The sequence below is a fragment of the Klebsiella ornithinolytica genome, from assembly GCF_030505655.1.
GTDB classification, from domain to species: domain Bacteria; phylum Pseudomonadota; class Gammaproteobacteria; order Enterobacterales; family Enterobacteriaceae; genus Klebsiella; species Klebsiella ornithinolytica.
Map to the genome: position 1 here is coordinate 2430320 of NZ_CP130153.1, position 25831 is coordinate 2456150.

Here is a 25831-nt window from a genome sequence, read left to right on the forward strand (position 1 = left end):
AACTATACGCAGGCCGAAGCACCTGCGCAAGAGGGTCAGGCAGTACTCAAAGAGCGCTCAAATTGGGCAGCTGGTGATAGATTGGCCAGCTAAAACAAAAGCGAGCGCCGCCCAGAGAGCTGGCGCCGCAGCTCACCTCGCCGGACATGGCCTGGGCGATACTGTGGACGATCGCCAGCCCAAGCCCGCAGCCGCCGGTGGCCCTGTCACGGCTAGGATCGAGACGGACAAAGGGCTCAAACACCCGCTCGCGCTCCTCTGGGTCGATGCCCGGACCGTCATCTTCAACCTGTAAAGTTGCGCGCGAACCCTGTAGCGTGAGGCTGACCTGAATTCGCTGATTGCTGTAGCGCAAAGCGTTGTTGACGAGATTGTCCAGCACCCGTTCCATCAGACGCATATCAAGCGCGCCGTAATCCCCGGCGACCACCTTATGTAACGTCACATCGCGTTGGGGATTAACCATCTGAATCTCTTCAACGTGCGCCGCTATCCAGGCGGGAAAATCAGGCGTCGTCAGGTGTAGTTCGTTCTGCGGTCGGTCCAGACGGGCGTAGGTCAACAGCTCCTCGATTAAGGCTTCCAGCTGCCCAATATCGCGGTTCAGCGCCAGGGATTCCGCTTCGGTCAGGTTTTCACTCATCTCAAGGCGATAGCGCAGACGCACCAGCGGAGTACGCAGTTCGTGGGCAATGCCGTCGATCAGCAGCTTCTTGCTGGCGATTAGCGCGTTGATATTGTCGGCCATCTGGTTAAAGGCCACGCCCAGACGCTCGAAGCTGGACATACTGTCGAAATGAATGCGTTCGGTGAAATGCCCCTCGCCAAAGCGTTGTGCTGCGGTCTCAAGACGCAACATATCCTGCCAGTGGGGGCGCATCCAGATGAACACCGGAAAGGCCAGCGAAATGGCGATGAAAGCCATTAAGGCAACATCCAGCAAACGCATCTCGTGGAGGAAGTAGAGATAGGGGACGGGGCCCACCGACAGAACATAGTGGCTTCGCGGAATGCGTTGAATAAAGGTGTATTCATCATCGAGGGCGACAATATCCCCGGCGCGCAGATGCTGCATGGAGTTTTCCGACAGCTTAAATTTGCTCAGCGGCTCAATATGCAGATCGAACGACAGATTAAGATCCAGCTCCTTTAGCGTTTTGCTCCAGTCGCGCGGTGGGATTTCCCGCAGCTCGCTGCGCATCAGATACAACGAGCTTTTCATCAGATCGTCCAGCGACTGCCGGCCCGCACGTTCGGCGGTGAATTTATACACCAGCCCCACCAGCATGGTCATCACCAGGAAGCAGACGAACAGCAGAAGGTAAAACTGCACAAACAGCTTTTTCATTAAATCTCACCTAAAAATCAAAAAAGTTAACTACCTGTCTTTTACCTTCATGGGCACGATGGAGCATTGGCATCGCTCTTTTATGGATTATAAAGATTAGACTTCAGCTGATTCTTATCATGTTTTATTTTCCGCTTTTGACAGAAAGCAGACAACCGCTATGTCATGTCACGAGCATCGGTTCTGCCCGTAACCAGCGCTCAAAATCTTGCAGGGCGGGTTCATTAATTCCTGTTTCCACCGGTTTTACCAAACAAAATGTCTTGCTCAGTTGCTCTGAGTCCGGCCAGGGCGCAACCAGCAATCCCTGGTTTAGCTCTTTTTCGACGTATATGCGTGGCACCATGGCCACACCTTGTCCCGCCAGTACGGCTGCTATCGCCATTTCATGAAGGTCATAGCGGACTCCCTGTGCCGGGTTATCAAGGACTATCCCACTTTGCCCGGCATAATGCAGCCAGGCTTCTGGGTTCTGCCGCCGGTGAATGCGGGGCAGTGTATTCAACTGTTCAACGATATCCTTATCGCTTAACAGGTCGGGACGACAAACCGGCACCAGCTTCTCTTCAAACAGAACCTGCGTGCGCATACCCGCCCATGCGGGATGCTCGAAATGAATCGCCGCGTCAAATCCGCTCCCGGTGAAAATGAAAGGGTCGGTTCTCGCCGCGATATTCAACGTGATGTCCGGATATAAAGACTGAAAGCCGCTGAGCCGGGGAATCAGCCAGCGGCTGCAAAACGTCGGCAGGACAGCAATTTCCAGGCTTCTGCTGCCTTCGGGCATGCCCATCACATACTGAGTATCCCGTTCTAACCGTTCGAGTATTTCCCGTACGTGATGGGCATAGTGTGAACCCACTGGATTAAGCTTTACTCGGGTTCCCGTACGGTCAAATAGTCTGCACTCGAGCAGAGCCTCCAGGCGGGCAATCTGTCTACTGATGGCGCCTTCGGTCAGCGATAGCTCCGCGGCGGCACGGGCAAAATTACCGTGCCGGGCAGCGGCCTCAAACGCCTGAAGTGAAGCGCTGCTGGGAATTTTTCTGCGCATTAGAATTGCCTTATTCGACGAAAGTGTGAATTGTTAGTGACATAATGTCACTAATACTTGAATTAATATCGATTCATCGCCGAGTTAACAGCATATAGCATGATCAAAAGTCATTAAGCAAGGCCATTCGGGCCCTGCGTTTTATTCATGCAGAGGTGAATCGATGCTCTATACCGTGGAGTGTAACTATACCGACCCTGAAAGTGAGCAGGAGTGGAATACGTTTTACAGCCAGCAAAAGCTGCCCGCGCTGATTTCGGTCGCCGGGTTTAGCTCTTCCCAGCGTTTTAAGGCCCTGAAACCAGGCGGCTCCCGGTATCTCGCCATTCATACGGTGAAGTATGCAGAGGTGCTTACCAGCGAGGAGTACAAGCTGAAAGGGGGCGGTCATTTTTCACGCTGGCAAAATCACATCACCGACTGGCAGCGTAATTTGTATGAGTGTGACGGCACGGCACCTGCGGTAGCCAGTGATGAAATCCTGCTGCTCAGCACCCAGCCATTGAGCTTTATTGAGGGGCTGGGGTACCCGGCACTGCAAATGCAGGCGTCAGGATTAGATAAAATGCCCGCCCGACGCATTGCCTGGGTGGTGACGCGGGAAACTGCCGCGCAGTTAGCTGACCTGCCCGGCGTAAACTTCTATGCGCCGCTGACAGCGCAGTTGACGAATCCTGCTCAAGCCTGAAGGGAGGCGAGTTTATCAACATGCCGAATCTGACGTTTTATCTTTCTCAGGAACATGCTGCCAGGTTTAGTGACCTCCGCGATTTAACGCGTACCTGCAGTGCGCTCTGCACAGGCATTCTCGCTGCGGAGTCGGAAAATGTGCATATCATCTATGTCGATGTAAAACCCGGATGCGGACATCCGGTATATGCCGAGCTTTTTTATCGTCTGACAAACGTGCGTACGTCAGAAGTCATGGAGGAGTTCATGCGCGAGTTAGAACGAGCCATTCGACAAGCTTCGGGCCTTACAGCGCGTATTCGCTGTTTTGGCTCCGCTGCATCACACCTGTTTGCGCGCAATTAACCAGAGGTAACGATGAACCATCACTCTTTTTCAACCCGTCGGATTGGGGATTTTGTGGTGACCGCGCTGAGCGATGGCACGATGTCCGCCAGTCTGGATTGGCTGTCAGGTATTGAAACAGCAGAAGCAACGGTGATTCAACACCGCGCCCGGATCGCTGAACCCGGCAATATCCATATCAACGGCTATCTTATCCAGGGGCGCGGGCGAACCCTCCTGGTCGATGCCGGTGCCGGGGGGCTGAATAACGTAGGCGGGCAACTCATAGATAATCTTGGCGCTGCAGGTATCAGCCCCAATGATGTCGATACCGTGTTGCTGACGCACGGCCATCCTGACCATATTGGGGGGCTTTTAGATGCCGGAGGGCTACCTGTTTTTAAACAGGCCGAACTTCATCTTCACCCGCTTGAGGCACAATACTGGCAGGATGATGAACGATTTAAAGTAGCGAATGAGCGCGGGAAGCGAAATTTTAACCTCGCCCGCAGGACGTTAGACGTGTACGCCCGGCAGCTGCGCCTGCTTGACGAGGGGGCGATAACTGAGGGTATTCTCCCGGTATGGCTGCCAGGACATACGCCAGGACATACCGGATTCCGTATCACTTCCGGGGAACAATGCTTATTGATCTGGGGAGACATCGTCCATTTTCCGCATATCCAGTCAGCACGCCCGGACGTTTCCATTGTGTTTGACTGTGACCCCCTTCAGGCTGAAGAGACACGTAAAAAAATCCTCGCGCAGGCGGCAAGTGAAAAACTGTTGGTTGCAGGAATGCATTTAGACCGTTCGGGTTTTGCCAACGTGCTCAAGGCGGGCCAGGGTTACCGTATTGCCTACCGGGAAAACGGGCGAGAATGCCGGTGTGCATCCAGGACTGGCCGCCAGGCCAAAAATGCGGATCACCATTAAGTGACCCGCATTAACCCGCCGGCGGTTTTTTGTCGCGTTCTACGGCGGGGGAAGATTAATTGTCCCAGGCGTGAGGAGCGAACAGATACCCTTTATTGCGCACCGTCTTGATGCGATAGGGCTCGGTCGCGCTGTCGAGCAGTTTTTTCCGCAGGCGCGAAATTGCCACATCCACGCTGCGATCCATCCCATCGTAACTGACGCCGCGCAGATTTTTCAGCAACGCATCACGATCCATAATCTGTCCGGCGTGGGTGGCCAGTTCCCATAACAGCTCAAAATCCGCCGTTGAGAGGGCCACGCTTTCGCCACCGAGCAATACCTGACGATTAACCGGGTCGATGAGCAGTGAACCGAATGCAATCGATTTATGCGGGGTGAGCGATGCCGGAGCATTGGTCACGGGGGAGGCGACGTGCTGGCGTAAATGCAGGCGCAGACGTGCCAGCAATACGGCAGGCGGCGTGGTCTTCAGAATGTAATCGCTGGCGCCCATTTCCAGGGACAAAATATGGTTCATATCGCTGTCGAGCGAGGTGAGCAACACAATCGGACCTTGCCACTGGCCGCGCAGATCGCGGCACAGAGTCATGCCGTCTTTGCCTGGCAGCATGATATCCAACAACACCAGATCGGGTTTTTCCCGCGCGATAACCTCTTCTGCCCGGTCACCTCGTGGTTCAACCACTACGTCCATATCGTGCTTTCCGAGATAAGCGGCAATCAGAGCGCCCACTTCCGGATCATCCTCAACAAAAACGATCTTATTCATATCTTACTTGTACTGGAAAAAGAATTAACATACACCGCCACCAGACTACCTGCCATTACTCTTTTATAAAAAAGACCTCATCCTTCAAGCGACCCCGACGTTTGCTTCGCGCGGAGTGGTCAGCCGGTTATCTATGCTTCGGGGCATTCGCTCTTGCGCCGCGGTGGGGCGATTCGAATAATATTGTGAAGAGAGATACTTCCGTTATGCTACATCAACTGTTGTTTAAATGTTAAGGCTAAAGGAATGGGGTTGTTGATTAAAGGGCTGATCGGTGCGCTGGTGGTGATATTGATTGGCGTATTGTCGAAAAGCAAAAATTATTATATTGCTGGTTTAATTCCGTTATTTCCGACCTTTGCCCTGATTGCGCATTATATTGTGGCCAGCGAACGCGGGCTTGAGGCGCTGCGGACCACGATCGTCTTTGGGATGTGGTCAATCATTCCCTATTTCGTCTATCTGCTGTCGCTCTGGTACTTCACCGGGATGATGCGCCTGCCGTTGGCGTTGGCGGGCGCAGTCGGGTGCTGGGGGCTGTGTGCCTGGCTGCTGATCCTCGGCTGGAGCCGCTTCCACTAACGCAGGTGTCTGCCGCCATCCACGGCAAAAGAGCGGCCCGTAACGAACCGGCTGGCGAACAGATAATCGAGCAGGTCGATGATCTCTTTTTCGCCCGCCACGCTTTTCATGAGCGATTTATCCAGCGCCTGCTGGCGATATTCGGCGTCGTCGCCCTCATTAAACATGATCAGCGAAGGGGCAACGGCGTTGACCTTAATCTCCGGCGCCAGCTTGCGGGCAAACGAGCGGGTCATATTATCCAGTGCCGCTTTACTGGCCGCGTAGGCAATATGTTTATCGCTGCCGCGTTCAACGACATAGTCAGTGATATGAATAATGTCGCTGGCGGCGTGCCCGTGCCCGCGCAGGAGCGTTTCCAGCGCATGGTTGAGCAAATAGGGGGCATGAACGTGGATCTGCATCATGCTGGCCAGCACCGTGGTGAGTGGAATGCCCGGCTTTTCAGCCATCCAGTCGCTGGCGTTATGGACGATGGCGCGCAGGCCGCCGGCGGCGTGGTGTTTTACCGCTTCGGCGAAGGCCAGTATCTGCTCATCGGTACTAAAATCGGCGGTAAGACAGATAGCTCCGGCGTCGCGCAGTGCGTCAATGGCCGGGTAGTGCGTGCGATAGCTGACGATAACCGGCTGCTGCTGATCCAGAAAATGGTGCGCCAGCGCAAGGCCGATGCGGCGGCCTCCACCGGTGATGAGAATCGGGCGAGGCTGTCGGACAGTCATGGGTATCTCCTTTGAGTTCAGCAGCAGGGCGACCGCTTACCCCACCAGCATCCACGTTGCCGGTACAGCGGCAACCAGCAAAAAACCAATTAAGGCTAATTCACGGCGTTTGAGCATGCGATCGTGCTGGTGCGTACGGCGAGCGTACAGGAAAACCAGAAGACCCGGAGCGTAAAGTACCACTGACAACAATAAATGCACAGGGCCGGATGCATATAATAACCATAAGCCATAAATACATGCACCGACACCCACCGCCTTATGCAGCGGGCGTACAGCAATCTTCAGCAGGAAGGCGCCCACGAGGAAATAGGGCACCAGAATCATCTCGGACGCGATGGTCAATAACGTATTGTAATCAGACTTTGTCAGCCAGATGAGCACCAGCGACAGCTGAACACTGATATTGGTTAGCCACAGCGAGGCCGACGGGGCGTTGTTTTTATTCTGCCGGGCGAAGCGGCGCGGAAATGCTTTATGCGTCGCGGCCAGCCAGGGAACTTCTGCCGCCATGATGGTCCAGCTCAGATAGGCGCCGCACACGGAAATAATCAGCCCGGCAGCGATCACTACTTCGCCCCATGAGCCCATCATTTTCACCATCAGGCCGGCCATCGACGGATTACGCATTTCGGCCAGTTCCGGACGGGCGACCACGCCTAAAGAGAGCAGGGTCACCAGCAGATAAACCACCAGTGCGGAAAGGACCGCCAGCAGCGTAGCGCGGCCGACGTCCTGTTTATTACGCGCCCGCGCGGAAACCACGACCGCACCTTCCACGCCGATAAACACCCATAGGGTGATCAGCATGGTGTTCTTCACCTGCTCCCAGACCGGTACGCCGAGCGCCAGACCGCTAAAATCAAGGCGGAACGTCTCCAGACGAAAGGCGATGACGGCGAGGATGATAAATGCACCGAGTGGGATCAGCTTGGCCAGGGTGGCGATCAGGTTAATTCCTGCGGCGGTCTGGACGCCGCGCAGGACCAGAAAGTGCACCACCCACAGCAGGACCGACGCGCCCACGATCGCCTGCCAGGTATTCCCGTTGCCGAAAATAATGGCGTCCGGAGTATCGGTAAAGAAGCTGAGCGCGGCAAAAACAATCACCAGATACGAGACGTTGGCGATCACCGCGCACAGCCAGTAGCCCCAGGCGGAGCAAAAACCGACGAGTTCACCGAAACCTTCGCGGGCATAGGTGAAGATACCGCCGTCAAGATCGGCGCGAATGCGGGTCAACAGCAGCATGGCGAAGGCGAGGAATAAAATCCCCACGCCGGTGATTGCCCAGCCAATCAGCAGCGCCGACGGGCTGGCGACGGCCGCCATGTTTTGCGGCAAGCTGAACACCCCTGCGCCCAGCATTGAGCTCAGTACCAGTGCGGTCAAGGCGCTGAGGCCCAGTTTCTTTTCCATTGTATTCCCGAGGTGACGGCAGTGAATCAAGAATATTTATTTGGCGAAATCGCATAAAAATGGAGGATTACGCTAAGGCGCGGGATTTTACGGAGTGTCTTGTGCGCATGCAATGGTGGCGGATGAAAAAAAACAAAAAGGCGGCATATTGCCGCCTTTTTACACAGTGCCAATACGATTATTTATACAGGTCTGCGCTGATGGTGATGTTACCGCCACGTTCCTGCCACTGGCGGGTAATGTGGTAGTACTTCGCCCCTTTCTTCGCCGCGCGCTTGGCGGTCTGGTAAGAAATCTCGGTCATGTTGCCGTAATTGCCGGTGAACTTGATGCTGTCAAACGGCGCCATCTGGGCCGCGGTAACCTTGTTCACTTCTTCGACTTTGGTGCCATCCGGCAGCGTGACGGTGTAACGTCCACCTTTTGATGACTGGGTTTCGAAGAAACGACCTACGCCGGTACCGGAACCGACGGCTGCCGTGGTGGCAACGCCTGGGATTTCAACATTTTTCGCAGCTGTGCCGCCTTCAGCCAGCGCCGCGCGACCGGCTTCAGAGTCGGCCGGGATCGCATCCGGGCTCTGCAGAACGCGTTTTCTGGCATCGGCTTTATAGATATAGGCAGTAATACGCTGGTTACCGCCCTGGTTGGCATCAACCTGACGGACGATAAAGAAGGAGGCGGCACCTTTGGCTTTCGCCGCTTTGGTGATCGCATCATTCACTTCCGGCTGACTGCGATAAAAGCCCTGCACGGTCACGGTATCAAAAGGCTCAAGTTCGACGGCCTGATCCTTTGGTAACTCCATGACGCCATTGATGACGCGATTTTTCGGGGCATCCGCCTGCGGGGCATTGTCTTTATACAAGTCTGCCGTTACGCGCCAGTTGCCGCTGTTGCCATAATCAGAAGTGTCGACAACATAAAATGAGGCCGCGCCATCTTTGTCCGCTTTACGGGACATGGCTTTTACCGCATCGCCGATGGCATTAAAACGGCCCGTGATCACTACGCGATCGTAGGGTTTTAGCGCCGCCGCCTGCTCCGGAGTCAGCTCGGTCGCTGCATGGGCTGACAACGCTGTCGTAGCCAGGAGAGCAGACGCCAGGAGTGAGTTCTTAAGCTTCATAAAAATAATCCTTTGCCTTGCGCAAACCATGTACTGGTATTGTTGTTGACTGATAACGCTCGATTATTGCATTTAAAAGGAGTCACTGTCTGCGTCATTTTTTGCTTACCGCCCGAAACGTGCTTCACAATAATATAACAATTTCTGATATGTTGAAAAAACAGCCGCTTGACCAGCAAAATTGATAATCAATACCACTTTTATAAGTTAACGTAATGTTAATGTTATGTTCTTGCTGGCGATTAATGGCGTATTACTGCATCAGTTAAGCGATTTATCAGGCCTGACCATAAATTTAAGGTAAATATTGCTGCCTGACACGGTTCGCGATGCGTTTTACCAATAAAATCAAAATTTCTGTTTTATCGCAGTAGATCACAATCGCTATTTTCAGTAGGTTATAAAAAGTTTGTTACTGTTTCATTTTTTCAGTCAATGGAAAAGAAACGGCATGTTTTGCCGCTTAACCGTCGTCTGTAAGAAAAGAAAAACCATCATCAAAAACCGATGGAAGGGAAAACTATGCGTATCGGGGTACCAAAAGAACGGTTTGCCAATGAAACCCGCGTCGCTGCCACGCCGAAAACGGTGGAACAGCTGCTAAAACTCGGGTTTACCGTTGCCGTTGAAAGCGGCGCGGGTCATCTGGCAAGTTTCGATGACGAAGCCTTTGCTCAGGCGGGTGCAGAAGTTGTAGACACCGCTGAAGTCTGGCAGTCATCCATTATTCTGAAGGTGAACGCACCAGAAGAACATGAAATTGCATTACTCAATCCGGGCACCACGCTGGTGAGCTTTATCTGGCCTGCGCAAAATCCTGAGCTGATGCAGAAATTAGCGGCTCGCGATATCAACGTGATGGCGATGGATTCAGTGCCGCGTATTTCTCGCGCCCAGTCGCTGGATGCGCTCAGCTCGATGGCCAACATTGCCGGCTACCGGGCGATTGTTGAAGCGGCCCACGAATTTGGTCGCTTCTTTACCGGTCAGATCACCGCTGCCGGCAAAGTTCCGCCGGCGAAGGTCATGGTCATTGGCGCCGGCGTCGCCGGACTGGCGGCCATCGGCGCGGCGAACAGCCTCGGCGCCATTGTCCGTGCGTTCGATACGCGTCCAGAGGTGAAAGAACAGGTGCAGAGTATGGGCGCCGAGTTCCTGGAGCTGGACTTTAAAGAAGAGGCGGGCAGCGGCGATGGCTATGCCAAAGTGATGTCGGAAGCCTTTATTAAAGCCGAAATGGCGCTGTTTGCCGCGCAGGCCAAAGAGGTGGACATCATCGTCACCACGGCCCTGATCCCGGGTAAACCGGCGCCGAAGCTGATTACCCGTGAAATGGTTGACTCCATGACCGCGGGCAGCGTGGTGGTCGACCTGGCATCGCAGAACGGCGGCAACTGTGAATACACCGTTCCTGGCGAAGTGGTGACTACCGCCAACGGCGTGAAGATCATCGGCTATACCGACCTGCCGGGCCGTCTGCCGACGCAGTCCTCGCAGCTGTACGGGACTAACCTGGTCAACCTGCTGAAGCTGCTGTGCAAAGAGAAAGACGGCAATATCACCATCGATTTTGACGACGTCGTGGTTCGCGGCGTGACGGTGGTTCGTGAGGGCGAAGTGACCTGGCCGGCGCCGCCGATTCAGGTTTCTGCCCAGCCGCAGGCTGCGGCGAAGCCCGTTGATGCGCCGAAAGAAGCAGAAAAACCGACCTCCCCGTGGCGTAAATACGCGCTGATGGCGCTGGCGATTATTCTGTTTGGCTGGCTTGCCAACGTGGCGCCGAAAGAGTTCCTCGGTCACTTTACCGTCTTCGCGCTCTCCTGCGTGGTGGGCTATTACGTGGTATGGAACGTTTCTCATGCGCTCCACACGCCGCTGATGTCGGTGACCAACGCTATTTCAGGGATTATCGTTGTCGGAGCGTTATTGCAGATCGGCCACGGTGGCTGGGTCAGCTTCCTGAGTTTTATCGCGGTGCTGATCGCCAGCATTAATATTTTTGGTGGTTTCACCGTTACTCAGCGCATGCTGAAAATGTTCCGCAAGAACTAAGGGGTAGCACATGTCTGGAGGATTAGTTACAGCTGCATACATTGTTGCCGCTATTCTGTTTATTTTTAGCCTTGCGGGGCTGTCAAAGCACGAAACCTCGAAGCAGGGTAACCTGTTCGGGATGGCCGGGATGGCTATCGCGCTGCTGGCGACCATTCTCGGGCCGGATACCGGCAACGTGGCGTGGATCATCCTGGCGATGGTTATCGGCGGCGCGATTGGTATTCGCCTGGCGAAGAAAGTCGAAATGACCGAAATGCCGGAGCTGGTTGCCGTGCTGCACAGCTTTGTGGGCCTGGCCGCGGTGCTGGTAGGCTTTAACAGCTACCTGTATCACGAAGCGGGTATGGAACAGATCCTGGTGAATATTCACCTGACGGAAGTGTTCCTCGGCATCTTTATCGGTGCGGTGACCTTCACCGGCTCGATTGTGGCCTTTGGCAAACTGCGCGGCAAGATTTCGTCTAAACCGCTGATGTTGCCGCATCGCCATAAGCTGAATCTGGCGGCGCTGGTGGTTTCCTTCCTGCTGCTGGTGGCCTTTGTTCGCACCGACAGCACAGGAACTCAGGTTCTGGCGCTGCTGGTGATGACGGTCATTGCCCTGGCCTTTGGCTGGCATCTGGTGGCTTCGATCGGCGGGGCAGATATGCCGGTCGTGGTCTCAATGCTGAACTCCTACTCGGGCTGGGCAGCGGCAGCGGCGGGCTTTATGCTCAGCAACGACCTGCTGATTGTGACCGGGGCGCTGGTGGGCTCGTCGGGTGCGATTCTGTCTTACATCATGTGTAAGGCGATGAACCGCTCATTCTTCAGCGTGATTGCCGGCGGTTTTGGTACCGATGGTTCCTCTACCGGCAGCGATGAAGAAGTAGGCGAACACCGTGAAATCAGCGCCGAAGATACCGCGGAAATGCTGAAAAACTCGCACTCGGTGATCATCACCCCGGGCTACGGCATGGCGGTCGCGCAGGCACAGTATCCGGTGGCGGAAATCACCGAAAGATTACGTGCTCGCGGCATCAAAGTGCGCTTTGGTATTCATCCGGTTGCCGGACGTTTGCCTGGGCACATGAACGTACTGCTGGCGGAAGCGAAAGTGCCGTATGACGTGGTGCTGGAAATGGATGAGATCAACGACGATTTCACCGATACCGATACCGTGCTGGTTATCGGCGCCAACGACACCGTTAACCCGGCGGCGCAGGACGATCCGAAGAGTCCGATCGCCGGCATGCCGGTGCTGGAAGTGTGGAAAGCGCAAAATGTGGTGGTCTTTAAGCGTTCAATGAACACAGGTTATGCCGGCGTTCAGAACCCGCTGTTCTTCAAAGAGAACACCCACATGCTGTTTGGCGATGCGAAAGCCAGCGTCGACGCAATTCTCAAAGCGTTGTAATGGTTTGCCGTCCTAAATAATGTTTGATTCTGAAGCCGTCTCTGCTGAGACGGCTTTTTTATATATACAGCAAGGCCATGAATTGCTCATAAAGTCGTCAGTCCGGAGTGCTATACTAAGCCTGTTTTTTCATCACTCTGAGGATATTATGGATACCGAATTAACCCCGGCGCAAATGGCAATCGAGTTTCTGCGTCGCGACCCAACAGCATTAACCCCCGCGCAGTACCTGAAAAAACTCAAACTTCTTGAGCTGGAATTTGCGGATTTGATGTCGCTCTCTTCCAGCGAGCTGAAAGAAGAGATCGATCATGCCTGGCGCTTAGGTATCCATTAAAAGCATTGTTGCTGTCTATGTGTTGTCGATGACGGGGCCGAAAGGCCCTTTGTTTTTTCCGTTGCCGGAGTGGATACCTAAAAAAATCCCCCGCCGAAGCAGGGGAACGTATTTTACGCAGCATCAATCCGCGATCGATTAATCGTCGTCCTCGTCATCCATTTCAACCGGCGTTTTGTACTGCTCAGGCTTGAGAACCAGCAGGTCGCAGCGCAGATGGTCGATAACCTGCTCGGCGGTATTGCCGAGAAAGGCCGCCGACAGCCCGGTGCGCCCGACGGTGCCCAGAACCACAATCCCCGCCTGCAGGTGTTCAGAGAGGTCAGGTATGACCTCTTCCGGCAGGCCTTTTTCAACGTGGGTGCGGTTTTCATCAATGCCGAATTTTTGCCGCAGGGCCTTCATGGCCAGCAAATGCTGACCGCGAATGGCATCGTTGTAGATACTGGGGTCAAAATCAGGTAGTTCGATAGCGATATTAATCGGCGTTACCGGGTAGGCGCCCACCAGATGGACTTCGGTATGGTTGACCTGGTCCGCCAGTTCGAGGGTTTCTTTAACCAGTTTTTCGTTTAACGCGTCGTGGTAATTTTCTTCGCTGGCCAGATTGACGGCCACCAGCGCTTTGCCGCCTTCCGGCCACGGCTGATCTTTTACCATCCAGACCGGACATGGACATTTACGCAGCAGATGCCAGTCGGTTGGGGTGAAAATAACGGCCTCCAGCTTGTCATGCTGGTGCGCCATTTTCAGCAGCAAATCGTGTTTGTCGCTGAGGATTTCCTGAATAATGGCTTCGAAGGGGCGATTGTGCCACACCACCTTAATCTCAATGGGAACGCCGGATTCAATATAAAACCGGGCCTGTTCTTTGATCCAGGCGCTACGTTGGCTGATAACGCCCTGGCGCATCGCCGTCCGCTCGTCGGGCGACAGCAGGGTTGTCATCTCATAGGAAAAATCGTAGATCGGCAAAAAGGCTTTGATGCGTCCACCAATCCGTTGGTGTAGATACACCGCACGCCGCAATGCAGGCTGGTCGTCCTGATTGGGGTCGATTACTACCAGCATGTTCTGATACTTGGCCATACAGGGTCTCCTTACAACTGTAACCACAGTCTGTCTTTAAAAAGATAACCTATATGGATGAAATGAAACAGGGGATGACCCTGGCCAGATCAACAAATCAGAAAAAAAATGAGCGATCTGGCGGAGGGACAAAGAGGATCAGGCGACGTTGCGGGCCTGACCAGCGAGCTGAGCAAGCAGGTCGCTATTTTCGATGGTGATGTATTTGCCTTTTACCGCCAGCATGCCGCTTTTCTGGAAACGCCCCAGCAGACGGCTGATGGTTTCGACGGTCAGACCAAGATAGTTGCCGATATCACCGCGGGTCATCGTCAGGCGGAATTCGCGAGGCGAGAAACCGCGCTGCGCGAAACGACGGGACAAATTATAAATAAAGGCCGCCAGACGCTCTTCCGCATTCTTTTTAGACAGCAGCAGGATCATGTCCTGGTCGCCTTTGATCTCGCCACTCATCAGCCGCATCATTTGCTGGCGCAGATTGGGCATTTTACCGGAAAGATCGTCCAGCGTTTCGAAAGGGATTTCGCAGACCATTGAGGTTTCCAGCGCTTGTGCAAAGCTCGGATGCAGCGCGGTACCGATGGCATCAAAGCCAACCAAATCACCCGCCAGGTGGAAGCCGGTAATCTGCTCGTCACCTTGTTCGGTAATGGTATAGCTTTTGATGGTGCCCGAACGAATCGCATACAGAGATTTCAGCTCATCGCCAGCTTTGAATAAGGTTTGCCCTTTCTGGATTGGCTTTTTACGCTCGATGATATTATCCAGCTGATCAAGCTCGTGCTCGTTCAGAGTAAAAGGGATGCAAAGCTGACTAATGCTGCAATCCTGACAATGGATTGCGCAACCGCCAGACTGAATGCGTCGTATAATTCTCTTTTCCGGGATCATAAGTCTGCTCAAGCCTTAATTGATATTGGTCAATTTTAACATCTTTTTGGTGAGCAGGTAAGCCTCGAACCCGTGAAACACGTAATATTAAAAGGGTAAAGCTTTTATCACTTTTATCTCATTGATAACCAATGCAATGTTGGTCGGAAGCATATTGTAAAGTTACCTGATGCTTCCGATAAAAGGCACGTAGCGTTAAAGCAGCAGATACCCCTCATGGCGCAATAACCACTCTTTCCGCTGCACGCCGCCGGCATAGCCGGTCATGGTGCCATTTCGTCCAATCACGCGGTGGCAGGGCACGACAATGCTGACCGGGTTTGAACCGTTGGCCGCGCCGACCGCACGCGCCGCGCCAGGACGCCCCAGCGTTTCCGCCAGCTGGCCGTAATGCATCACCTGACCGCAGGGAATAGTGCGCAGGGCTTGCCAGACTTCACGCTGAAAGGGGGTGCCTGCCGTTGCCGTCGGCAGCGTCTCAATGACGCTGAGATCGCCGGCGAAGTAGGCGTCAAGTTGGCGACTCAGTCCGCCGGGATCGCGGGCATCGATGCGTTGATAACCTTCATGACGATAATGCAGATCAAGCAGTTGCGTCATACGGTCGCTATGCTCGTCCCACTCCACGGCGCGCAGGCGAAACTGCTCGTCGCAAAGAATCCATAACGGCCCCAGCGGGGTGTCGATTTTGTCCTGAAGCAGTACCAGCATCATTTCTCCTTGTTACCTGATTAGCAAGATAACTATTGCGTGATATTGACAAGATATCACGCACGCCGTTCCGCCAACTATACTCCTGAAAGATAATCCACCGCTGTGCGGATAAAGGCCGGGAACCGGGGGAAGAAATGACGCGCGATTTCAATCTGCATACGGCTGCTGAGACGGATAAAACCGCGGAGATACCGTCTGCGGTGATGTTTATTTTTGTATTAATTACGCCGCGCGGGTGTGACGGGTTTTTGTTACTTTTATTCGGCGGCGAATTCCCCTGTGCGGAGGAGCGTTCAGTTCATTTTTCTCTGCAGTTTGTCATACGCACGCGGATTAGTAAGAACTGGCTAATTCATCGGGAGGCACCCGGCGCCGCGAATAAATATACAGGCATTCCTTGAGTCAATTATTTTGCCAGCACCCCGGTGTTGGCTTTTTTTTATAACCATTAGAGGTATCGATATGCAATATATGCTGACAGGACTTTTAATCTTGATTATCAGTGGTTTATTGTTAAACGCTGTCTCTCTTGCGATTGAGTCGGTATATAAGATGCTGAAAGAGATGCATTTAAAAAAACGGCATCTTTAAGAATGTCGCAGGACAACCTCGGGTGACGAAAAATGCGGCGCAGACGACAAGGCTGATATTATAAAAAGTCTGGAGATGAACGCTTCTCTCCACGCGATCACGCGATGATGCGTGTCGTCACGCGCGCAGCGGAGGGTGACCAGGCTCTGGCCACCCGGTTTTATCAGGACAGGCGCGGGTAAATTCCCGGGCCGATGGGTAAACCCAGCCAGTACCATATCACCAGCATCAGAAGCCACACGACGAGGAATATCAGAGGATAGGGCAGGACGAGTGAATAATAAGTACCGAGTTTCGCATCTGAGCGATAGCGTTGCAGGAAGCCAAGAAACAGCGGGACAAACGGCGATACCGGCGCCAGCGGCAGGACCGACGAATCCGCGATGCGGAACAGTATCTGGGCAAAGGCCGGATGAAACCCGAGCAGCATAAACATCGGCACAAAGATCGGCGCCAGAATGGACCAGATTGCCGAGCCGCTGGCGATAAACATACAGAGAAATGCCGACAGTAGCGCCAGGCCAACAAAAGCCGGTACTCCGCTCATTCCCGCCTGCTCCAGCAAATCAGTCAGCCCCACGGCCATAAATTTACCCATATTGCTCCAGTTAAAAATGGCAACAAACTGGGCCAGCGGGAACACCATGACGATAAACCCGGCCATCTCTTTCATCGGTTCGATCATTAACGGCGGCAAATCCGCCTGACGACGAATTTTCCCGGTGGCAATACCGTAGGCCAGCGAGACGAAGCAGAAGAAAAAAATAATCAGCGGCACAATGCCTTTAATAAAGGGAGAGGGCATCACCGTATGGCTGACCGGATCGCGCAGAATACCGTTCTGCGGCACGACCATGATGGCGACCAGAGCGATAAAAACCAATGACGCGATACCGGCAACCCGCAGCCCGAAGCGTTGCTCCGCCGTCAGCGCCTCAAGTCTGTCCTCGCTGCGGCCTTCCCAGCTTCCCAGCCGCGGTTCAATCAACTTATCGGTGATAAGCCCCCCAACCAGGGTCAGAACGATGACCGAACTGGCCATGAAATACCAGTTGTCGATAACGCTGACATGCAGCGAGCCATCCAGTGTTTTTGCCGCCTCGGTACTGATGCCCGAGAGCAGCACATCGGTCGTGACAATCAGCAAATTAGCGGTGAACCCACAGCCGACGCCGGCAATCGCCGCCAGTAAGCCCGCGACCGGGTGGCGGCCAACGGCGAGAAACATCAGGGCGCCTAGCGGCGGCATAATCACCAGAGCGGCGTCGGATGAGATGTGGCTAAAAAAGGCGATAAACAGCACCATATAGCTGGCGTAGCGCGCGCTGACGTGCGAGGCCATTTTGGCCATCAGCGCCGGCAGCAGTCCCACCCGCTCAGCAAGTCCAGCGCCGAGCACCAGCGCCAGAATCGCCCCCAGCGGTGCAAACCCGCTGAAGTTCTTGATGACGTTTGGCAAAAACCAGTGTAACCCTTCGACGCTGAGCAGGTTTTTGACCACCACGGTGGAGCCGTCCGTCGGGTTGATCACCGCCACGCCAAAGGCCGACAGCGCGGCGGTGGCTACCGCCAGCACCACGATAAGATAAATAAACAGCAAAAAAGGGTGTGGAACCTTGTTACCGATCTTTTCAACCCAGCTGTACAGCTTCCCGTTGGGGGAAGGCGACGGTATGGATGACATACTCATGGGCATTCCTCAGTCGTTGTTGTGTTAGTTGTGGTGTTTAGTGCGTGAATGATTGTTTTTATTTTAAAGGTGACGGTGTCACGCCTTGCGGGATCGGGCAGTGATATGGCTTTTCAGCCAGCTGTTGCGCCAGTTCTTGTTGACTGGCTTGCAGCAGCGCACCATCGGTGAGCAGGCGGATCGCCGTGGCGCCGAGCACTTTTCCGGCCACCAGCATCCCCTTATGGGCGATGGCCGTGCGGCCCTGGCTCACCAGTTGCCAGGTATGCAGCGGTGTTCCGACGGCAAAACAGGGGCTGAAACATTGGGCGACCGGGGTTTTCCAGCTGACGTCGCCCACATCGGTGGATCCCGCCAGGATAGTATCCGTCGCAGCCCAGGGGGCGACTTCATCGATTAGCACCGTTTCCCGGTGGCGACGGGCGAAGCGTTTGCCCTCTTCGCCGCCGGTGCCGGCGATATTTCTCAGGCTGTTGTTGAGGTCGTTCTCGCTTAACGTGGCACGAATGTCGTCGGCAAACGCGCGATCCGCCTCGCTCCATGACGGTGTACCGTAGTGGCACACGGCCTGATACATCGCCGCCTCCAGCGTGCGATTAGGTAAATAACTGGAGCAGGCCTTCTCGAAACGACAGGTGACCGACGTTTCAGTCATCAGCGCCGCGCCCTGGGCGATTTTCTCGATGCGGGCATAGATTTGCTGCGCATCCGCCATCTCCGGCGCGCGGATTAAATAGAGCACCTCCGCCTGAGCCTGTACCACGTTGGGGGAAATGCCGCCGCTGTCGGTTATGGCATAATGGACGCGTGCTTTCTCAATAATGTGCTCATTGAGGAAGTTGGTGCCGGTGGTCATCAGCGTGACGGCGTCCAGCGCGCTGCGCCCCAGATGCGGCGAGTTGGCGGCGTGAGCCGCGGTGCCGCTGAAACGCCACGCGGCCTGAATGTTGGCCAGCGTGCTGGTGCTGAACATGCCGGCGTAGGCTTCCGGGTGCCAGGTCAGCGCGGCGTCCACATCGTCAAACATGCCTTCGCGCACCATAAACGTTTTGCCGGAACCGCCTTCTTCCCCCGGACAGCCGTAGAAACGAATCGTCCCGCAACCGCCGTGCTGCACCAGCCAGCTCCGGCAGGCAATGGCGGCGGCCAGCGCGGCGGTGCCCAGCAGGTTGTGACCACAGCCGTGGCCGTTCGCCCCAGGCGTCGCGGCAGCAGGATACGCGCACTGCGCCTGCTGACTAAGCCCGGCCAGCGCATCATATTCACCCAGCAGGGCAATCACCGGCTTTCCGCTGCCGTAGCTGGCGACAAAGGCGTTGGGGATCCCGCCGGCCTCACGGCAGACCTCAAAACCTTCTGCTTCAAGGGCGAGCGCCAGCCTTTCGGCTGACCAGAACTCCTCAAAGCGCGTTTCCGGGTGATCCCAGATGGCGTCGGCGATAGCGGTCAACTCGCCGGCGCGGGCGGTAATCACCTCATCAACGTAGCGGTAGAGGGCCTCCATTACACACCTCGCTGCCAGGGGAAATTGAGCGCGGTGAGGGCCAGAGTTTCCACGGCGATGGCCATCACGTTCTCATCAAAGTCGAATTGTTCGTTGTGGTGACCGGCGCTGAGTTCCGTGCCAAAAACCATATACGAGGCCAGGCCATTATGCTGTTGAACCCGGGCCATCATCAGGGTGGCATCTTCTGAGCCGGCAGGGGCGGCAATACGGTCGATAGCCTGCTCCACGCCGGGCACCCGTGCCGCCTGCTCGCGCAGATAGTGTACCCACGCCGGGGACGGTGCGCTGGAGGTCGCCGCGCCCATCAGGCGCAGCTCGACGCTGGCTCCGTACATCGCGGCAGCGCCGTGGATAACCTCCCGCGCGCGTTCAAACACATACCGGTTAATGTCTTCCGTTTCGCCGCGGGTTTCCACCTTCAGGAGCGCGCCGGATGGGACAACGTTCCGCCCGGTGCCCGCCTGCATCACGCCGACATTGACCCGCGATGCGCCGGCGCTATGCGGCGCGATGGCGTGCAGAGCAATCGCCGCCTGCGCCGCGGCGAGCAGCGCATTACGCCCGTCTTCCGGTTTACCTCCGGCGTGGGCCGCAACGCCGGTGAATAGCGCGTCGAATTTAGTGGTCGCCATAAAGTTATCGCTGCCGCACACCACGGTACCGGCCGGGACACCGGTACCGATATGAATAGCGGTAAAGTAATCGACATCATCCACCACGCCAGCGGCGACCATTGCCCGCGCGCCGCGGGTACCTTCCTCCGCAGGCTGGAAAATCAGCTTGATCACGCCGTGCAGCCGATCGGCATACTGTTTCAGAACGTGGGCCAGGCCAAGGCCGATGGCCGTATGACCATCATGTCCGCAGGCGTGCATCATCCCAGGGTTACAGGAGGCAAAATCCTCGCGGAACGGGCGGTGGTGGCCGTCGGTATCTTCATTCAGATCGAGGGCATCCATATCGACCCGAAAGGCCAGAGTGGGGCCGGGACGCCCGGTATCCAGCGTGGCGACGATACCGGTGAAGCCGCCTTCGAATGCGTTCAACCACGGTTCTGGCGCACCTTGCTCACGGGCGCGCTGAAAGGCGTTGGCCAGGGTGATCTCATCCGGTAATCCCATCCGGCTATCGGCATCGACCGCGTCGCGGCCCAGGGTCAGGTCGTAGCCCAGCTGATGCAACTGCTCTGCAACTTTACTGGCGGTGCGGAACTCGACCCAGCCGGACTCGGCATAATGGTGTAAATCGCGACGCCATTGCGTCATCTCTGGCAGCAGTTGACGGATGTATTCATTGAGTAACGGCATAACCTGTCCTGTCATATTTAAAAATGTGATGAGGTTCACGGTGTGATAGCTTTTACTTATCGCTGATGGGTTTTTCAGCAGCGCATTCTTACGTTGCCACAACGCTTTGCATTACAGTAGATGCCATTTTCTTCTGTTTGATAAACAATGGTTATCACTACGGCGATGTCTTTTCAGATTAAATTTCACCAAATTCGTGCCTTCGTTGAAGTGGCGCGTCAGGGCAGTATTCGCGGTGCCAGCCGGACGCTGGCGTTATCGCAACCGGCTTTGACCAAGGCCATTAAAGAGCTGGAAGAGGGGCTGTCCGCCCAGCTGTTCGTGCGCCGCAGCCAGGGGGTATCGTTAACCGAGAATGGCGAAAGTTTTTATCAGCACGCCAGTTTGATTCTTGAGGAGCTGCGGGCGGCGCAGGAAGATCTGTTGCAGCGCCAGGGGGCGTTGACCGGGCAGATCAATATTGGTCTTGGAGCCAGCGTGGCGCGCTCGCTGATGCCCTCGGTGATTTGTCGTTTTCATCAGCAGCACCCGCTGGTGAAGGTGCGTATCATGGAAGGTCAGCTGCTGTCGATGATCAACGAACTGCGGCAGGGGGAGCTCGATTTCACCATCAATACCTATTATCCCGGCCCTTACGATCATGAATTCAGCTTTGAGAAACTGTTCGAAAAGCCGTTTGCGGTCTTCGCCCGCGCCGGGCATCCCGCAACCCAGGCGACCTCGATTGAACAACTGCTGCATTACAGCTGGACCATGCCAACCCCGCGCGGCAGCTACTTTAAGCAGCTGCAGGATCTGTTTAGCCACCGTTCGCAGATCCCGCATGTCGGCATCGTGTGCGAAACCTTCTCTTCCTGCATCAGTCTGGTGGTACAGAGTGATTTTCTGAGTATCTTACCGGTTGAGCTGGGCAGCGACCCGATGATTGCCGACAAGCTGGTGATGATCAAGGTGAGCGAAACGTTACCGAAAGCGACCTATTATCTGATCCAGCGCCGCGACTCGCGGCAGACGCCGTTAACGGCCTCGCTGATTACCCAGTTTCGCCGACAAAGTCGCCACCAGTTTCCCGCCTGAGCCGGCAGGGCAAATTGTCGCCGGTTGTCGACAAACGCATTGAGGCGGCGGGGCGCGGCGGCTATAGTAGCCTCCGGTAGCAGCCGGAGGAGTGCACATGAATCTTGACGACAAATCGCTATTTCTTGGCGCCATGGAGGACGTTCAGCCTCTGAAGCGCGGCAATGACGTTCATTGGTATCCGGAACGCAACCCGCGCCCGACGCAGCGTCTTGATGTCCTGCAGCTCGATAATTTTCTCACTACCGGCTATCTCGATATTCTGCCGCTGACCACGCCGCTGGAATTTAAACGCGACGGGCTGCAAAACGGTGTGCTGGATAAGCTGCGTCTGGGGAAATATGACCAGCAGGCCAGCCTGAATCTGTTGCGCCGTCCGGTCGAACAGTGCCGGCAAATGCTGTTTGCCTTTGTCGTGCAGGCGCAAAAGGAGGGGTTGCGCAATCTGCTGATCGTCCACGGAAAAGGGCGGGAAGATAACGCGCACGCTAATATCGTGCGTAGCTATCTGGCGCGCTGGCTGGTCGAACTGCCCGAGGTACAGGCGTTCTGCGCGGCCTCGGCACAGCATGGCGGCAGCGGAGCGTGTTACGTCGCGTTGCGCAAATCCGCCGAGGCGAAACAGGAGAACTGGGAGCGCCACGCCAAACGCAGCCGCTAGCGCAGCAGCAGCGTCAGCTCGCGAGCCGCTTTTTGCAGCTCGGGTAGAACCCGTTCCAGCATGTCGCGAGTGGAGACCTGCCCGGCATGCACGCCGACGTTCAGCGCGGCCTGTATCTGGCCCTGCGGGTTGAACAAAGGCACCGCCAGCGAGCGCAGTCCCATTTCCAGCTCCTGATCGTTGAGCGCGTAGCCCTGCTGCTGGACGCGCTTCAGCTCCGCGCGCAGCTTGTTCACCGAATCCACCGTTTGCGGGGTGTAGCGAATCATCGTCACCCGCGCCAGCATATCGTTCAGCTTCTCTTCCGGCAGATGGCTTAACAGCACGCGCCCCATCGAGGTCGCCCAGGCCGGGAGGCGGCTGCCGATATCCAGATCGATGGTCATAATCCGCGAACTGGAGGCGCGGGCAATGTAGAGAATATCGTCGCCATCGAGGGTGGCTATCGAGCAGGATTCGTTCAGCATTTCACTCAGGTGTTTAAGAACAGGCTGCGCCGAACGCGCCAGCGGCGTGGAGGCTAGCCACGCGTGGCCGAGGGCCAGAATACGCGGGCGCAGCTGGAAGTTTTTGCCATCTTCCGCATAGACGAATCCCAGTTTCCCCAGCGTGTACAGGCAGCGGCGCACCGCCGCGCGCGGAATACCGGTCTTCTGGCTGATTTGCGAGATAGACAGGACCGGGCGCTGCGGGGTGAAGGCCTGAATCACTTCCAGCCCGCGGGCCAGCGAGGCCATAAAGTTCGGATCGCCTTTAAACGGATCGCTGTCGCCCGTCAGTAAATCGTCTGGATGCTTCTCCATTTTTTTCTCCATATTTGCCGTCGATCACATTCTTTCGCTAAAGATATACGATGTTCGATTATCGCACCATATTTCGATTATCGCCCTTGACCAACATCGTTAAGCGGGTCACATTTTGTGCGAACAACGCATAAAAGTGCGATTACCGCACGTAAAGGAGCGACCTGATGATTGATAAAAGCGTGTCGACGCTAAGTGATGCCATCGCCGGGATTCACGACGGGGCGACCATCATGATCGGCGGTTTTGGTCCCGCCGGTCAGCCAACGTACCTGATTGACGCCCTGATTGAACAGGGTGCCCGCGACCTCACCATTATCAACAACAATGCGGGCAACGGTGAAGTTGGCCTGGCGGCACTGCTGAAGGCCGGACGCGTGAGAAAGATGGTCTGTTCTTTCCCGCGCCAGGTTGACTCACAGATTTTTGACGATCTTTATCGCCGCGGCAAAGTGGAGCTGGAACTGGTCCCGCAGGGTAATCTCGCGGCGCGAATCCAGGCCGCCGGCGCCGGCCTGGGCGCGATATTTACGCCGACCGGTTACGGCACGCCGCTGGCTGAAGGCAAAGAGACCCGCGAAATCGACGGTCGTCATTACGTCCTCGAATACCCGATCAAGGCCGATTTTGCCCTGATCAAAGCGCACCAGGCCGACCGCTGGGGCAATCTGGTGTATCGCAAAGCGGCGCGCAACTTCGGCCCCATTATGGCCACCGCCGCAAAAACCACCATCGTTGAAGTCTCCCGTCTGGTGAGTCTTGGCGACCTTGACCCGGAAAATGTGATCACCCCGGGGATTTTCGTCCAGCGTGTGTTCTCGCTGGAACATCTGACCACCGCACAACGCGCCTGAGGAGCCAACTATGCAAAAACTAACCCGCGATGAAATGGCCCAGCGAGTGGCGCGCGATATCCCGGAAGGGGCCTATGTCAACCTGGGCATCGGTTTACCTACCCGTATCGCCAACTATCTGCCGAGCGATAAAGAGGTCTTTCTGCACAGTGAAAATGGCCTGCTGGGGATGGGGGGTAAGCCGCAGCCGGGTGAAGAAGATCCGGAGCTGATTAATGCCGGAAAAGAGTACGTGACCCTGCTCAAAGGCGGCTGCTTTTTCCATCACGGTGACTCATTCGCCATGATGCGCGGCGGCCACCTCGACATTTGCGTACTCGGGGCGTATCAGGTCTCCGCCAGCGGCGATCTCGCCAACTGGAGCACCGGCGCACCGGACGCGATCCCGGCGGTGGGAGGGGCGATGGATCTGGCCATCGGCGCACGTCAGGTGTTTGTGATGATGGATCACCTGACCCGCGACGGCGAGTGTAAGCTGGTTGAACAGTGCAGCTACCCGCTCACCGGAGTGGGCTGCGTCAGCCGGATCTACACCGACCTGGCGGTCATTGACATCACCCCGGCCGGTCCGGTGGTACGAGAAATTTTCAACGGCCTCTCTTTTGAGGAGCTGCAGCGCATCACTCCGGTGGCGTTGACCTTTGAACATCTGGCGGAAAGCGCATAAGGAACCTATGATGAATCAGGCATTTATCTGTGATGCGGTGCGTACACCGTTCGGGCGTTTTGCTGGTACGCTGGCGACAATGCGCGCCGATGATTTGGCCGCTCTGCCGCTGAAAGCGCTGCTGGAGCGCAACCCGGGCCTCGATCCCGCGCGCATTGATGATGTGATTTACGGCTGCGCAAACCAGGCCGGGGAAGATAACCGCAACGTTGCCCGTATGGCGCTGCTGCTGGCCGGACTCCCGCAAACGGTGCCGGGTAGCACCATTAACCGGCTGTGCGGCTCCAGTCTTGATGCGATCGGCGTCGCAGCGCGGGCCATCAAAAGCGGCGAAACTCAGCTGATGATCGCCGGCGGCGTGGAGAGCATGTCGCGCGCGCCGTTTGTGATGGGTAAGGCGGAGAATGCCTTTAGCCGCAACATGAAGATTGAAGATACGACGATCGGCTGGCGCTTTATCAACGCCCGGATGAAAGAACTGTACGGCGTCGACTCGATGCCGGAGACCGCCGAGAACGTCGCCGCTGATTTTGCCGTTTCGCGTGCCGATCAGGACGCCTTTGCGCTGCGCAGCCAGATGCGCACCGCCGCGGCGCAGGAGGCCGGACGGTTTGCTGATGAGCTGATCGCGGTCTCTATCGCACAGCGTAAAGGCGACCCGCTGCTGTTTACTCGCGATGAACACCCGCGTAGCACGACTGCGGAAGCGCTGGCGAAACTCAAAGGGGTGGTGCGTCCGGACGGTTCGGTGACCGCGGGGAACGCCTCCGGGGTGAACGATGGCGCCTGTGCCTTGCTGTTGGCCAGCGAATCAGCGCTGTCGGCCAACGATCTGCACCCCCTGGCCCGGGTCGTCGGCGTGGCGACGGCGGGCGTGGCGCCACGTATTATGGGCTTCGGTCCGGCTCCGGCGGTACGTAAAGTGCTGGCGCAAACGGGGCTGACGCTGGAGCAAATGGATGTCATTGAATTGAATGAAGCGTTCGCCGCGCAGGCGCTGGCGGTGACCCGCGATTTAGGGCTGGCCGACGATGCGCCCCACGTCAATCCCAACGGCGGCGCCATTGCGCTGGGCCACCCTCTGGGGGCGTCGGGTGGTCGTCTGGCGATGACCGCCGCGTATCAGCTACGTCGTAGCGGTGGGCGCTATGCGCTGTGTACCATGTGTATTGGTGTCGGCCAGGGTATTGCGCTGATTATTGAACGTGTTTAAGGA

The 25831-nt window shown here is 56.0% G+C and carries 26 protein-coding genes; 13 read left to right on the forward strand and 13 right to left on the reverse strand.

All coding sequences use genetic code 11. The features are described from left to right. Positions 1–46: 46 nt before the first annotated feature. Together rstB and Q1L34_RS11380 are read right to left on the reverse strand one after the other, a co-directional pair. The gene (gene rstB / locus Q1L34_RS11375) at positions 47–1348 is read right to left on the reverse strand and encodes a two-component system sensor histidine kinase RstB (protein ID WP_064356998.1); all 1302 of its coding nucleotides are present in this window, start codon (positions 1346–1348) and stop codon (positions 47–49) included. 163 nt (positions 1349–1511) lie between these two features. Next, a complete protein-coding gene (locus tag Q1L34_RS11380) occupies positions 1512–2402 on the reverse strand; it encodes a LysR substrate-binding domain-containing protein (RefSeq protein ID WP_118860318.1) in 891 nt (296 codons plus the stop codon). 163 nt (positions 2403–2565) lie between these two features. Between Q1L34_RS11380 and Q1L34_RS11385 the strand changes: the two genes are divergently transcribed. From Q1L34_RS11385 to Q1L34_RS11395, 3 genes are read left to right on the forward strand one after another with little or no spacing between them, the layout of a single operon-like run. Further along, a complete protein-coding gene (locus Q1L34_RS11385; protein WP_004862584.1) occupies positions 2566–3090 on the forward strand; it encodes a DUF4286 family protein in 525 nt (174 codons plus the stop codon). A gap of 20 nt (positions 3091–3110) precedes the next feature. After that, on the forward strand, positions 3111–3437 hold the full coding sequence (locus Q1L34_RS11390; RefSeq protein WP_004862582.1) for a hypothetical protein: 327 nt from the start codon (positions 3111–3113) through the stop codon (positions 3435–3437). Between the two features lie 12 nt (positions 3438–3449). Beyond that, entirely contained in the window at positions 3450–4352 is a 903-nt protein-coding gene (locus Q1L34_RS11395) for an MBL fold metallo-hydrolase (RefSeq protein WP_327204511.1), read from the forward strand. A gap of 55 nt (positions 4353–4407) precedes the next feature. Here Q1L34_RS11395 and rstA read toward each other — a convergent pair whose 3' ends face one another. Beyond that, the gene (gene rstA, locus Q1L34_RS11400; RefSeq protein ID WP_004862578.1) at positions 4408–5124 is read right to left on the reverse strand and encodes a two-component system response regulator RstA; all 717 of its coding nucleotides are present in this window, start codon (positions 5122–5124) and stop codon (positions 4408–4410) included. Between the two features lie 246 nt (positions 5125–5370). Between rstA and Q1L34_RS11405 the strand changes: the two genes are divergently transcribed. Next, positions 5371–5706, forward strand: a complete 336-nt coding sequence (locus tag Q1L34_RS11405; protein ID WP_004862575.1) for a GlpM family protein — start codon at positions 5371–5373, stop codon at positions 5704–5706. Here Q1L34_RS11405 and folM read toward each other — a convergent pair. The 3 genes from folM to ydgH form a co-directional block, all read right to left on the reverse strand. Next, the gene (gene folM / locus Q1L34_RS11410; RefSeq protein ID WP_004862572.1) at positions 5703–6428 is read right to left on the reverse strand and encodes a dihydromonapterin reductase; all 726 of its coding nucleotides are present in this window, start codon (positions 6426–6428) and stop codon (positions 5703–5705) included. The genes Q1L34_RS11405 and folM overlap by 4 nt on opposite strands. A gap of 36 nt (positions 6429–6464) precedes the next feature. Next, the gene (locus Q1L34_RS11415; protein WP_004862570.1) at positions 6465–7847 is read right to left on the reverse strand and encodes an amino acid permease; all 1383 of its coding nucleotides are present in this window, start codon (positions 7845–7847) and stop codon (positions 6465–6467) included. Positions 7848–8025: 178 nt separating this feature from the next. Then, positions 8026–8976 (reverse strand): DUF1471 family protein YdgH, encoded by a 951-nt coding sequence (ydgH, locus tag Q1L34_RS11420; RefSeq protein ID WP_165459024.1) that lies wholly within the window; start codon positions 8974–8976, stop codon positions 8026–8028. Between the two features lie 522 nt (positions 8977–9498). Between ydgH and pntA the strand changes: the two genes are divergently transcribed. The 3 genes from pntA to Q1L34_RS11440 all read left to right on the forward strand — a co-directional run bounded on the left by pntA (position 9499) and on the right by Q1L34_RS11440 (position 12764). Continuing rightward, the gene (pntA, locus tag Q1L34_RS11430; RefSeq protein WP_004862565.1) at positions 9499–11028 is read left to right on the forward strand and encodes a Re/Si-specific NAD(P)(+) transhydrogenase subunit alpha; all 1530 of its coding nucleotides are present in this window, start codon (positions 9499–9501) and stop codon (positions 11026–11028) included. A gap of 10 nt (positions 11029–11038) precedes the next feature. Continuing rightward, the gene (gene pntB / locus Q1L34_RS11435) at positions 11039–12427 is read left to right on the forward strand and encodes a Re/Si-specific NAD(P)(+) transhydrogenase subunit beta (protein WP_004862561.1); all 1389 of its coding nucleotides are present in this window, start codon (positions 11039–11041) and stop codon (positions 12425–12427) included. A 148-nt stretch (positions 12428–12575) separates the two neighbouring features. Then, the gene (locus Q1L34_RS11440; RefSeq protein WP_327204512.1) at positions 12576–12764 is read left to right on the forward strand and encodes a YdiH family protein; all 189 of its coding nucleotides are present in this window, start codon (positions 12576–12578) and stop codon (positions 12762–12764) included. 138 nt (positions 12765–12902) lie between these two features. On the opposite strand, the gene uspE is transcribed toward Q1L34_RS11440, so the two are convergent. From uspE to ogt, 3 genes are all read right to left on the reverse strand, one after another. Next, entirely contained in the window at positions 12903–13853 is a 951-nt protein-coding gene (gene uspE / locus Q1L34_RS11445; protein WP_004862557.1) for a universal stress protein UspE, read from the reverse strand. A 138-nt stretch (positions 13854–13991) separates the two neighbouring features. Then, positions 13992–14744, reverse strand: coding sequence for a fumarate/nitrate reduction transcriptional regulator Fnr (gene fnr / locus Q1L34_RS11450; RefSeq protein ID WP_004862555.1), 753 nt, complete (start codon positions 14742–14744; stop codon positions 13992–13994). A 195-nt stretch (positions 14745–14939) separates the two neighbouring features. After that, positions 14940–15455 carry a methylated-DNA--[protein]-cysteine S-methyltransferase gene (gene ogt / locus Q1L34_RS11455; RefSeq protein ID WP_004862553.1) on the reverse strand — a complete coding sequence of 172 codons (516 nt, stop codon included), beginning with the start codon at positions 15453–15455 and terminating at the stop codon, positions 14940–14942. A gap of 137 nt (positions 15456–15592) precedes the next feature. Between ogt and Q1L34_RS11460 the strand changes: the two genes are divergently transcribed. Then, the gene (locus Q1L34_RS11460; RefSeq protein ID WP_004862550.1) at positions 15593–15859 is read left to right on the forward strand and encodes a hypothetical protein; all 267 of its coding nucleotides are present in this window, start codon (positions 15593–15595) and stop codon (positions 15857–15859) included. A 353-nt stretch (positions 15860–16212) separates the two neighbouring features. Here Q1L34_RS11460 and abgT read toward each other — a convergent pair whose 3' ends face one another. From abgT to Q1L34_RS11475, 3 genes are read right to left on the reverse strand one after another with little or no spacing between them, the layout of a single operon-like run. Continuing rightward, the gene (abgT, locus tag Q1L34_RS11465; RefSeq protein ID WP_004862546.1) at positions 16213–17739 is read right to left on the reverse strand and encodes a p-aminobenzoyl-glutamate transporter; all 1527 of its coding nucleotides are present in this window, start codon (positions 17737–17739) and stop codon (positions 16213–16215) included. Positions 17740–17797: 58 nt separating this feature from the next. After that, a complete protein-coding gene (locus Q1L34_RS11470) occupies positions 17798–19243 on the reverse strand; it encodes a M20 family metallopeptidase (protein WP_015584220.1) in 1446 nt (481 codons plus the stop codon). After that, a complete protein-coding gene (locus tag Q1L34_RS11475) occupies positions 19243–20553 on the reverse strand; it encodes a M20 family metallo-hydrolase (protein WP_327204513.1) in 1311 nt (436 codons plus the stop codon). The genes Q1L34_RS11470 and Q1L34_RS11475 overlap by 1 nt, the downstream gene beginning before the upstream one ends. A gap of 165 nt (positions 20554–20718) precedes the next feature. On the opposite strand from Q1L34_RS11475, the gene Q1L34_RS11480 reads away from it, so the two are divergent. Next, positions 20719–21630: a LysR family transcriptional regulator gene (locus Q1L34_RS11480; RefSeq protein ID WP_015584221.1), complete on the forward strand. Its 912-nt coding sequence runs from the start codon at positions 20719–20721 to the stop codon at positions 21628–21630. Positions 21631–21727: 97 nt separating this feature from the next. Next, positions 21728–22291 (forward strand): DNA endonuclease SmrA, encoded by a 564-nt coding sequence (smrA, locus tag Q1L34_RS11485; RefSeq protein WP_327204514.1) that lies wholly within the window; start codon positions 21728–21730, stop codon positions 22289–22291. Here smrA and Q1L34_RS11490 read toward each other — a convergent pair. Next, the gene (locus Q1L34_RS11490; RefSeq protein WP_004862537.1) at positions 22288–23094 is read right to left on the reverse strand and encodes an IclR family transcriptional regulator domain-containing protein; all 807 of its coding nucleotides are present in this window, start codon (positions 23092–23094) and stop codon (positions 22288–22290) included. The genes smrA and Q1L34_RS11490 overlap by 4 nt on opposite strands. 167 nt (positions 23095–23261) lie before the next feature. Between Q1L34_RS11490 and Q1L34_RS11495 the strand changes: the two genes are divergently transcribed. The 3 genes from Q1L34_RS11495 to pcaF are packed head-to-tail and all read left to right on the forward strand — an operon-like array spanning position 23262 to position 25828. Beyond that, positions 23262–23948: a 3-oxoacid CoA-transferase subunit A gene (locus Q1L34_RS11495; protein WP_004862535.1), complete on the forward strand. Its 687-nt coding sequence runs from the start codon at positions 23262–23264 to the stop codon at positions 23946–23948. A gap of 10 nt (positions 23949–23958) precedes the next feature. Continuing rightward, entirely contained in the window at positions 23959–24615 is a 657-nt protein-coding gene (locus Q1L34_RS11500; RefSeq protein ID WP_004862533.1) for a 3-oxoacid CoA-transferase subunit B, read from the forward strand. A 10-nt stretch (positions 24616–24625) separates the two neighbouring features. Continuing rightward, on the forward strand, positions 24626–25828 hold the full coding sequence (gene pcaF / locus Q1L34_RS11505) for a 3-oxoadipyl-CoA thiolase (protein ID WP_015584222.1): 1203 nt from the start codon (positions 24626–24628) through the stop codon (positions 25826–25828). Positions 25829–25831: the final 3 nt, after the last annotated feature.